At 36.3% G+C, this 11,319-nt stretch carries 10 protein-coding genes; 2 read left to right on the top strand and 8 right to left on the bottom strand.

All coding sequences use genetic code 11. The features are described from left to right. Positions 1–73: 73 nt before the first annotated feature. Both ACLRVU_RS14780 and ACLRVU_RS14775 read right to left on the bottom strand, forming a co-directional pair. Positions 74–676, bottom strand: coding sequence for a DUF4125 family protein (locus ACLRVU_RS14780; RefSeq protein ID WP_412892294.1), 603 nt, complete (start codon positions 674–676; stop codon positions 74–76). Between the two features lies 1 nt (position 677). Further along, positions 678–2,429: a DUF4037 domain-containing protein gene (locus ACLRVU_RS14775; RefSeq protein WP_412892293.1), complete on the bottom strand. Its 1,752-nt coding sequence runs from the start codon at positions 2,427–2,429 to the stop codon at positions 678–680. 126 nt (positions 2,430–2,555) lie between these two features. Between ACLRVU_RS14775 and ACLRVU_RS14770 the strand changes: the two genes are divergently transcribed. Continuing rightward, on the top strand, positions 2,556–2,936 hold the full coding sequence (locus ACLRVU_RS14770; protein ID WP_412892292.1) for a CoA-binding protein: 381 nt from the start codon (positions 2,556–2,558) through the stop codon (positions 2,934–2,936). An 83-nt stretch (positions 2,937–3,019) separates the two neighbouring features. On the opposite strand, the gene ACLRVU_RS14765 is transcribed toward ACLRVU_RS14770, so the two are convergent. The 4 genes from ACLRVU_RS14765 to ACLRVU_RS14750 form a co-directional block, all read right to left on the bottom strand. Next, a complete protein-coding gene (locus tag ACLRVU_RS14765) occupies positions 3,020–4,396 on the bottom strand; it encodes an aminopeptidase (protein WP_412892291.1) in 1,377 nt (458 codons plus the stop codon). 69 nt (positions 4,397–4,465) lie between these two features. Then, the gene (gene malQ, locus ACLRVU_RS14760; protein WP_412892290.1) at positions 4,466–5,836 is read right to left on the bottom strand and encodes a 4-alpha-glucanotransferase; all 1,371 of its coding nucleotides are present in this window, start codon (positions 5,834–5,836) and stop codon (positions 4,466–4,468) included. Positions 5,837–5,945: 109 nt separating this feature from the next. Continuing rightward, positions 5,946–6,344, bottom strand: coding sequence for a hypothetical protein (locus tag ACLRVU_RS14755; RefSeq protein WP_412892289.1), 399 nt, complete (start codon positions 6,342–6,344; stop codon positions 5,946–5,948). A 9-nt stretch (positions 6,345–6,353) separates the two neighbouring features. Beyond that, positions 6,354–6,620, bottom strand: a complete 267-nt coding sequence (locus ACLRVU_RS14750; protein WP_412892288.1) for a hypothetical protein — start codon at positions 6,618–6,620, stop codon at positions 6,354–6,356. Between the two features lie 171 nt (positions 6,621–6,791). Between ACLRVU_RS14750 and ACLRVU_RS14745 the strand changes: the two genes are divergently transcribed. Next, positions 6,792–8,219 (top strand): 6-phospho-beta-glucosidase, encoded by a 1,428-nt coding sequence (locus ACLRVU_RS14745; RefSeq protein ID WP_412892287.1) that lies wholly within the window; start codon positions 6,792–6,794, stop codon positions 8,217–8,219. 56 nt (positions 8,220–8,275) lie between these two features. Here the strand turns inward: ACLRVU_RS14745 and ACLRVU_RS14740 are convergent, their stop codons facing one another. After that, positions 8,276–10,294 carry a beta-galactosidase gene (locus ACLRVU_RS14740; protein ID WP_412892286.1) on the bottom strand — a complete coding sequence of 673 codons (2,019 nt, stop codon included), beginning with the start codon at positions 10,292–10,294 and terminating at the stop codon, positions 8,276–8,278. A gap of 103 nt (positions 10,295–10,397) precedes the next feature. After that, positions 10,398–11,306, bottom strand: coding sequence for a sensor histidine kinase (locus tag ACLRVU_RS14735; RefSeq protein ID WP_412892285.1), 909 nt, complete (start codon positions 11,304–11,306; stop codon positions 10,398–10,400). Positions 11,307–11,319 lie beyond the last annotated feature (13 nt).

Here is an 11,319-nt window from a genome sequence, read left to right as displayed (position 1 = left end):
ATTGGACTGCCTGTTTATATTACCACGTCCTTTCTCCTTTGACAAGTCTTTTTTAATATTTTTTAAAAAATTTCTATTTTATCTTTTTTTCTGCGTTATAAAGAGATTCATAGCCATATAGCTTAACTGTATTCTCAATTGTCATCTTTGTCAGATTCTTATTCTGTTTTACTAAGTTCAATATAAACTCACAATACAGTTTAAAAGTATGATCAGAATATGTACATAGTTCTCCTCGCAGATATGTTTCAAACGAAGTATCTTCTTCTTGATCTTCAAAGGTATGGACATGTCGAGCGTTCTGCGATAATCCCGGATATTCTTTAGCAAAGTTCTCCATCCATTTTACCTGAATTCCTATAACGACTTCCATTAATTCCTTACGCTGTTCATCAATCATAGGTAGGATATGGGCAATTTCTTCATATTTTTTCGGTGCTGTCGTTTCCATCATACGGGCATATTTTTCCATAACTAAATTCCAGCCGCTGTTTTTACCTTCTAATAAATCCTGATAATAGCTTTCCAACAATTCATCATTCCATGTTTGGAACTGACTGTAGCGCATGATGCGAAAGGTTTCCTGATCTTTTTGACAATCCGCAACACCGCCTTCGTTTCTTACGTTTTGAAACATTTCCCATTCTAAATCAATAATTTCTTTTATCTTACTCATATTATCCCTCCATCACATGCATCATCTTAATCTTCGGATCACTGATGCGTGTTCTTATATTTTCTAAATGATCTTGTAAAAAGGGAGCATCATGATCAGTCAAATGCTGTCTTTTTAACTCCTCAATAACAGCATGACTGATTTCCTCTATCCATTTTACTTTTAAATCGCTTGCTCGCCTTTCCCCTGTCTCTTTATATAATAATGGTTCAAAAGGAGATTGAACAAGTGATTCTAGTTGACAAAGCACAATTTTTTCTTTAAACATTTGTTTTGCCAAAGCAAAACGCCATTTATAATATGGACAATACTGCCGATTCAATAAATAGAGTACCTTCAATGTTTCTTCAATAAATTGTGACAAGGCATGATTTGCCGCTACAATATCTCCTCGCTTCATCATTCTAGCATAATTATATTGTCCCGACTGTGCCATTTTAGCGATACAGCTCATAATCTTTTTTAATCGAACATCTTCACTGTAATAATAGAATCGTCGACGCCACTCATTAAAAGAGTTTTCTCCTTCTTTAAATATCTTTCCATTTTGAAGTATGGATAAAACCGCTTCATCAAGATAAAACCAATCCAATGTATTTTCCAATATAAAATGACTGCCCAGCATCTCTTTAAAAAAAGATTCAATCTTAAACACACCATCTCGTTTTTCTTTATAGCGAGTATGTGTTTTTCGATATCCTAAATAATAATCAGGAAGCTGATCGTACACTTTCTGTATCTTAGCAAATAACTGTGAATCGATGTTATCCTCAACAAAAATAAGAAAACGCGGATAAAAGTCATGATCCTGTGAAATCACATCATCAAGTCCATAGCATTCGCTCCCCATTCCTATTAAAGCAATGGTCATCTGCTTAAATTGATTCGGGAAATTTTTCTCTAAAATAGGTCTTCCAACTTCTTCATAATAAGCTTGTGATAGTTCAATTCCTTTTATCGCTTTCTTTTGCGCTAACTGAAAGCGTACTGTCAAGTTCTTTTCTTTTAAAAGTTCAATATATTCTTCCCAGCCTGCTTTGAAGTCATCATTTTCTTTAAAGTAATGACGGATTAAGGCTAATCCATGTTCATAGTCTTCCACACTCTGTCTGATTTTCCCTAAGTATAACAGACAAACTCCATAGTGAGGATCCTCCGTTTTTGAAAAGATGACTTGTGCCTGAACCAAGATAGATTCTGCCTTTTTTATATCCCCCTCTTTTAAATAAAGTCCACCAAGATTAGTCATTGAGGTAGCCCATTCTATCGGATGCGCTTCTTTATCCATGATCTCCATTGCTTTACTCAAGCATGCTTTGGCATTAAGCATGTCTCCTGAGCGCTGGTAAAGATCACTCATATTATTATAAAGACTGGCAAAACGTTCATCTTTTGAATCAATTTCATCTTCATATATTTTCAGACAGCGTTCATACAGCAGGCTTGCTTCTTCATAACATTCCGCTGCTTTAAAAGCCGTTGCACAATTTAGTAAGGTTGTCGCTCCTTGAACATGTTGGATTAACCCCGCATCTCCTAACAGTCGAATCGCCATAAAACTATGATCGATAGAGTTCTGATGCATTGAACGGCTGCGGTAATATCCAATCAGCTCATTTAATACCATTAACTGCCATCCTAAATCTTGTCTGTTTTCTCCGGCAGTTCTTTGCTTTTGCAGGAAAGCTTCTACTTGTTCCGGGTCACTTTCATATAAAAAGTCGATTTGATCGAAAAACTCCTGTGCTGTCATGCTGTCACCTTCTTTTTATTAAGTATAGAAAAGAATTACAGAATTGAAAAGAAGAATGCATATATTTATGCAATCTCTTTGTATTCCTTTCCTAATTATTGTACATTGATATTAAGGAGAATGATTATGGAAGCAAATGAATTATTAAATACTTATTCCCATTTTGCTGTGATTGGCGTTACAACCGATCCGGAAAAATACGGATACAAGATCTACCAATGTTTAAAGAGACATCATTATCATGTGAGTGGTATCAGCTATGCCTATAAAGAAGTAGAAGGGGATCCGCTTTACCCAAGTTTATTATCAGTCCCTCAAAAGATAGAGGTAGCTGTCTTTGTGGTAAGTCCAAAGCATGGCTATGATTACATCAAGCAATGTTTAGAATTAGGCATCCGATATATTTGGCTGCAGCCAGGTACATATGACAATGATTTCTTAGCCTATTTAGATACACTTCCCATTCACTACTATTTGGATTGTGTGCTAAGAAGATTAGAACCATAACAAAAAAAACACTTGAATGAACAGTACTCCAAGGTCAGATGAAATCTAACAAGTTGGAGGTTCTACCCATCAAGTGCTTTTTATTATGCCTCAATTAAGAAAGCTTTATATCCTTTAACTGTTTCATAGATGTCTGCTTTACATGCAATTTCATATGGTGCATGCATATTCAGCACAGGTACTCCACAATCGATCACCTGCATATTTAAGTTGGCTAAAATATATGCGATTGTTCCGCCTCCGCCAACATCGACAGCACCTAATTCAGCTGTTTGGAAGGCTACATGATGTTTATCCATGATATCTCTTAATTTAGCGATATATTCCGGATTAGCATCATTGCACCCTGATTTTCCGCGAGATCCGGTATATTTATTGAAAACAATTCCTCTGGCAAAATATGCTGAGTTCTTCTTTTCGAATACACTAGGATAATTTGGATCAAAAGCTGCTGAAACATCAGATGACAGCATCACTGAATTAGCTAGACAACGACGAAGCTTTAAATCATCATAAACAGCCATTAAATTAATAATTTCCGCCACCGTGTTTTCAAAGAATTTAGAATGCATTCCGCTGGCACCGTTGCTTCCTACTTCTTCCTTGTCTACTAACAAGCAGCAGCAAGTGCGATCCGTTGATTCAATCGCTAATGTAGCCATCAAAGAGGTATAAGCACAGATACGGTCATCATGCCCATATCCCATGATCATTGAACGGTCAAGTCCTAAATCACGTGCTTTTCCTGCCGGAACTAATTCGATTTCTGCTGATAAGAAATCGTCCTCTTCAAAATCATATTTTTCTTTTAACAGTTTCAATACATTTGCTTTTACCGCTTCTTTTTCTTCACCATTTAACGGAATGCTTCCTACTAATACATTCAAGCTTTCCCCTTCAATGACTTTTGAAGCTGGTTTTGACATTTGTTCACCTGATAAATGAACTAATAAATCGGAAATCGCAACGACTGGATCATTTTCATCTTCCCCAAGCACGACATCAATCGTTGTTCCATCTTTTTTGCACACTACCCCATGCATCGCTAAAGGCAGAGCTACCCAATGAAATTTTTTAATTCCACCATAATAATGCGTATCCAATAATGCAAGATCTGTATCTTCATATACCGGATTTTGTTTTAAGTCAATACGTGGAGAATCGATATGGGCTCCCAAGATTTTCATTCCGTTTTCCATTGGCTGCTGACCGATGACAAACAGAGCGATCGTTTTATCATAATTATTTGCATAGATTTTATCCCCTGCTTTAAGCGGACTCTGATTCGCAATATAATCTTGGATATTATGATACCCTTGCGCTTCTACAATACGAATTGTTTCTTTAACACATTCTCTTTCAGTTTTACATTTAGAAATATAATCTTTATATCCTTCACAGAACTGAAAAAGATCTTTTAGATTTTCTTCTGTATACGTTTTCCAAACATTCTCTCTCATTTCTCTTTTCCTCCTGTGACTCATTATACCTTTTTTAAAAAGAAAATACCACGAAATCATGGCATTATCTTAAATTCTTTGGGCTCTTTCCAGCATTGCTTTGATGGATTCAGATTTTTCGGCAAAATCCTCCAAGCTGTTGATACGCCAAGTCCAGTTTTGCGTTCCGATTGTTCCCGGAGAATTAATTCGGCTTGAATCATCCAAGCCAAGAAAATCCTGTAAAGGGATGATGACAATCTCTGCTGCTGTCGCGAGTGCCATCTCTAACAGTTCATCAATACTGTAGTCAATGTTTTCTTCAGTCATCCAGCCAAGCAATGTATCGTTATCATGAGTTCCTGTATAATACAGACAGTTTTCGGGAATCTGCTGATTCAATGTTTCTTCAAACGAGAACTGCATGATCTTCATACCCATAAAGCCAAAGCGATCTTTTAATTGATAGACTTCTTCACGCAGATATCCTAAATCTTCAACAATAAGATTTAAATTGGGATAGCGATTGAATAATTCTGTGAATAGGGCATGTCCCGGTGCTTCCTGCCATGATCCGTCACGTGCACCGACTGAATGAACATCTACTTGCCAATACGTATCAAAGGCGCGGAAATGATCCAATCTTAACATATCCACTGTCTGACAAGCCTGCAGGATCTTATCTATCCAATAATTGAAATGTTCCTTTTCTAAAACCTCCCAATTATAGATTGGATGATTCCAGCGCTGTCCGTCAGGATTAAAATAATCCGGCGGTACTCCCGAAACACAGCTTGGCTGGTTATTTTCATCTAATTTAAACAGCTGTTTATTAAAGTAAACGTCCTCACTATTATAGCCTACATAAAATGGCAGATCACCAATGACTTCTATTCCATTGTCATTTGCATATTTTTTGAGTTCCTGCCATTGACGATAAAACAAATATTGCTTAAACGCTTCAAACTCTTTCAATGCATCATCAATTTCAAATTGCTGCCAAGTTGACCATTCATTTTTATTATTTGTTCGATACAGAACCTTAAAGTCACAAAAATGATCCAGCCACCATGTCTTTTCTTTAAAAAGTTTAAAATCCGGATACCAGCGGTGATCCGGTGTAAAGTTTTCAAATGCCTGTTTAAAATAAGGTTCTTTAAAAATCTTTACTCGGCGATAGTCCGCCCAATGTGAATCGAAATGTTCCCATTCTATTTCTTCTAACAATCCATTTTCTTTTAATAAGGTAAGATCGATATAGACAGTTTCTCCCGCAAAACTAGAAATAGTCTGATAAGGTGAATAACTTGAATCTAATGGATTTAAAGGCAAAATCTGCCAATAATGCAGTCCGCTTGCTTTCATATAATCCACAAATTCATAAGCACTTTTGCCAAATGTTCCTACACCATCGATTGAAGGTAAGGAAAAAATCGGCAATAATATTCCTGCTTTCTTCATGCTATGTAGCCTCCCAACTGATTATAAAAGAAGTGTATCTCTACACTTCTTTAAAAGCATAAAAGTATATTTACATTATACAGATTTGCCGCTATATTGAAAGCGTTTTCTAAAAATCAATGAAAATTTCTTCATCCACAATTCTAATTTGCTTAAAGATCACTGGCAGATGCAGCTCATCAAAGGAAAAGATCATCTTGTTATTTTCAATTCTAAAAAAACTGCTTTCTTTTATAAGCGGTGTAATAAAATCAATCAGATTGAACACAAGATATTTATTTTTGGCTTGCCCTTCGACAACCTCAATGATCAGATCTCCGTTTTCACTATTGATCTTCGCTTTAGCATCGATATGGATTTTCAATCCTTTATAATACATTTCAGCATCAAAATAAAGGATATCCTTAATATATAATGTCAGTCTTTCTATATCTACTTTATATTCGTTTCCCAGCCATTTGGCTAAAGGCGTTTTAAAAGCATTGATATCATCAATATTCAGTCTCATAGTTCCCTCCTACTTAAATATATGTACAATCTTTGAAACTATGCTTTGCACTTTTAATGATACACCTCTCATGAATAAGAAAGGACGTCGATAATTCGCAACGATCTCATTTCCTTTAGTTGTGATTTGATCCAAACGTGTCACCGTTTTTTCTAAACGTGAAGCCGTTTGAAGTAGCAGCTTAAACGTAAAAATAAGATTTGCCACCACATAAACTAATGCCATTACTAAAATAATTACACTAAATATTAATAAACAGATTAAAAAATTTGTCATTTTGATCACCTACGCTTATTATACACTAAATTAAAATACATTGACAACAAAAGCAGTCTGTCCAATAAATTCCTAGCATTTTTGTTTTACTATTATGAAAAAATACCCACTTTATTTTTAAAGCAGGTATAATATATATGTTTAAAATATACTAATGAGGAGGAATATATAATGGGATTTCCAAAAGATTTCTTATGGGGTGGCGCTACTGCTGCCAATCAATGTGAAGGTGGTTATCAAGAAGGCGGAAGAGGTTTAGCCAATGTTGATATTATCCCTCACGGAAAAGATCGTTTCTTTGCGATGTCAGGACATATGACAAACTTAGAAACAGATAATGAGCATTTCTATCCGGCGATGGAAGCGATTGATATGTACCATCATTATAAAGAAGATATTGCTTTATTTGCGGAAATGGGATTCAAAACGTATCGTTTATCTATCGCTTGGTCAAGAATCTTCCCTAAAGGAGATGAAACAGAACCAAACGAAGAAGGATTAAAATTCTATGAAGACATGTTTAAAGAATGTCAAAAATACGGAATTGAACCCTTAGTAACAATTACTCACTTTGACTGTCCGATTCATTTAATCAAAACTTATGGCGGATGGAAAAACAGAAAATTAATCAAATTCTACAAACGTTTAGTTACGGTTTTATTTACTCGTTATAAAGGATTAGTAAAATACTGGCTGACATTCAATGAAATCAATGTAATCTTACATTTACCATTCATGGGTGCCGGACTTGTATTTGAAGAAGGAGAAGATGAAACTGCTGCAAAATATTTATCTATTCATCATGAATTAGTAGCAAGTGCTTGGGCAACAAAGATTGCGCATGAAATCGATCCTGAAAATAAAGTTGGATGTATGTTAGCTGCCGGATACAAATATCCATTCACTTGTAAGCCGGAAGATGTTTTTGCCTCTTATGAAGCGAACAGAGAAAACTATTTCTTTATTGATGTACAGTCAAAAGGAGAATACCCTCGTTTTGCATTAAAATTCTTTGAACGTGAAAACATTGATATTCATATGACTGAAGAAGATAAAATCATCTTAAAAGAAAATACAGTGGATTTCATCTCATTCAGCTACTATTCAACAAGCTGTGTTTCAACAGATCCGAAAGATTTAAGCGGGACTGGAAATGCTTTGATGGCAAGTGCTAAAAATCCATACTTGAAAGCAAGTGAATGGGGATGGCAAATCGACCCATTAGGATTAAGAATGACTTTAAATACATTATATGATCGTTATCAAAAACCATTATTCATCGTTGAAAATGGTTTAGGGGCTAAAGATGTGGTTGAAGCTGATGGTTCTATCAATGATGATTATCGTATCGATTACTTAAGAGAACATATTAAAGCGATGAAAGAAGCGATTGATTTAGATGGTGTTGAATTAATCGGTTATACAACTTGGGGATGTATCGATTTAGTTTCAGCATCAACTGGGGAAATGAGCAAACGTTACGGATTTATCTATGTAGACCGTGATGATGCCGGAAACGGAACAGGAGCTCGTTCTAAGAAAAAATCATTTGACTGGTATAAACAAGTTATTGCTTCTAACGGAGAAAACTTAGACTAATAAAAAAGAGTTCATTTCGAAAATGGCGTCAGCGATTTCGATCTGAACTTTTTTATTTAGAATTTTATGATTTTAACGTCATAAGGCAAAAAGGTTAAAGTATCCCCTTTTTGATAAGATTGGTTGGTAAAAAGCTCCTTGCCCTCACGGTCTATTTCGCATTTAAGCGTCTCACGGGAATGATTTAATAGGAATAAGAAATTTCCATTTTTATTTTGACGTATAGTCGTTTCAATTTCCCGAGGAATGCTTATGATCGGGAAAATACCTAATTGTTTTGTCAAGTCATCAAAGAAAGCTTCATAAAAAGCGTCATTGGAACGGGTAGCGATATAATAGGTTTGACCGTCTCCATATTGATTTTTCGTCACTGCCGGCATTCCCGCATAGAAATCCTGCTTATATGTGCTTAATGCTTCCGCCGTTTTAGTATGCAGAAGATCACAGGCGATCATCGCTGGATATATTTGTCCCTTATAATCAAAATAGTTAGAAGTTTCCGGCGGCAAAGCGTCAATTTCTTCTACCCAGATACCTAATAAATCTTTTAAGTGTCCCGGATAAGCGCCTACAACTAAGTCATGATCATCTACATAGCCACTGAAATAAGTGGTTACGAAACTACCACCATTCTTAATATAATCACGCAGTTTTTGATCAAAGCCCTCTTTGCACATATATAAAAGCGGAGCAATGACAATCTTATACTGAGATAAATCATCATCAACGCCTATAATATCAACCGGAATATGATGAGAATGAAAATAATGATAATAGGTTTGTACTTCCTTTAAGTAATTGATATTTTGGCTAGGTCCTGCCGATAATTCGCTGGCCCACCAATTATCCCAATCAAAGACAATTGCCACCTCACTTTGAGTGTATCCGCCTAAGACAGCAGAGCCTAAGTGATCTAATTCTTTTCCCAACTCACTCATTTCTTTAAAGACACGGGTATGTTCATGTCCGCAGTGATCAATTAATGCTCCATGGTATTTTTCACAGGCCCCCTTGCTTCTGCGCATTTGAAAAAACAGAATTGTGTCTGCCCCATGCGCCACTGCCTGATAGCTGTACAGACGCATCACCCCCGGACGCTTCAATGCACAATAAGGATGCCAGTTGCTGACACTTGGGGTTTGTTCCATCAAAGCGAATGGTTTGCCTTGCTTAATTCCCCTCATCAGATCATGGCTGAATGCCACCTGAGACGCAATAGCATCATATTCAGGGTAATTATTCCAAGAGATAAAGTCCATTTCCTTTGCCCATTTTTGATAATCCAATGGTTTATAAGTTCCCATGAGATTAGTAGTAATCGGAATATTCGGTGTTATTGCACGCACTGCCTCCCGTTCCAATCGAAAGCATTCCAACAAGCTTTCACTATTAAAGCGCTTATAATCCAGGCTGATTCCTTGAAAGCTTGAACAGGTACGTCCCGGTCTTAAAAATTCTTCTGATCTTAAATCAGGCAGTACAACATCTTCAAAATCATATAAAGTATGTCCCCAAAATGCCATGTTCCATGCAACATTTAGTTTTTCAATCGTTCCGTATCTTTCCTTCAGCCATACTCTGAAAGCTCGCTGGCAGTTATCACAGTGACACTCTCCACCAAATTCATTGCTGATATGCCAAGCCACAATATTATCATATCCTTTATAGCGTTCGGCGATCTTTGCCGCTAATTTAGGAGCATAGCAGCGATATGTTTTAGAATTCGGGCAAGAGTTATGGCGGCTGCCAAACTGACGCTTGATCCCCTGAGCATCGGCCCTTAAAATATCAGGATACTTTCTTGCCATCCAAGCCGGATGGGCACCGGTTGAAGTCGCTAAGCAAACATTCAGATAATTCTTTTTAGCCATCTCCATGATCTTATCCAGTTTACTAAAATCATAGACCTCTTCACTGGGCTGAAGCATTGCCCAACTAAAAACATTAATCGTGACGGTATCGACATGTGCTAATTTAAAAAGACGCATGTCTTCTTCCCAGACTTCTTCCGGCCATTGCTCAGGATTATAATCTCCGCCAAATAATATCTTTTTTATACGATCTTGTTCAATCATTCTCCATTCCCCTCTTTCTTTTCCTATTATAAACATTCTTCATAAGGATTCTTTATTTTTTCAAATCAATAAAACCATGGTGATTTTTCTTGCAATCTGCATATCAAATCCCATGGCTTTTATTTTGATGAATATCTTTAAAATCAAGAACAACACTGAAGAAACGATTCTCTAATTGAACTCTTACTTTTATCTTAGAATATTCCGCAATCTCTTTAACAATCGCTAACCCCAACCCGGATGAGATATGGATTCTCGAAGGATCTGCTTTATAGAAGCGTTCAAATACTCTTTCAATATCGATAGAGCAGGTCTCCTCAATCTCATTGGTAAAAGAAAGCTCATCCCCACTCTGACGGATCCATATGTTACCTTTTCCATGTAAGAGTCCGTTCATGATGAGATTATCAAAAATACGCTGCAGTAAATCAAGATTTGTTTCGATTGTGTAATCCGGATCATCAAAATGAATCTGTGGCTCAACCCCAGCTTTTACAAACTGGTTGTAAAAACCCGCTAAAGATTGACAGCAGCTCTCATAGAGTGAATAAGACTTTGTCTCCCATGAAGCGTCATTATTCAAAAGTTTAGAATAAAAAAAGAACTGTTCCAGTAAAGTACGGATATCGTCTATTCGCTGTTGAATGATCTGATAGTAAGGCTCATTTTCTTTTGTCGTTTCTTTTTCCTGAAGCATTTGCAGATATCCCTGCACACTTGTTAGAGGCGTTCGCACATCATGAGCAATCGAAGACAGCATTTCTTTAAATTCATTTTCTTTATGTAATTCATTAAGCTGAGCCTGATAGAATTTTTCATACATCAGATTCAGGTTTTCACATAGGTTTGTCATTTCTTTCATTTTCACATCATTCGTGATGATAAAATGGCTTTCTTTATTCAGTTTAGCATGTGTCTGCCGGTTAATATGATGAAGATCAGCCTTTAATTTAATAATAAAAAGGAACAGAATAAAAATAATACCCACTAGCATGATGACAATTACTTTCATTCTATCCCTCCTG

This window comes from Beduini sp. (genome assembly GCF_047239305.1).
In the GTDB taxonomy this organism is placed as follows: domain Bacteria; phylum Bacillota_I; class Bacilli_A; order Erysipelotrichales; family Coprobacillaceae; genus Beduini.
This window is presented reverse-complemented; position numbering and strand designations above follow the sequence as displayed.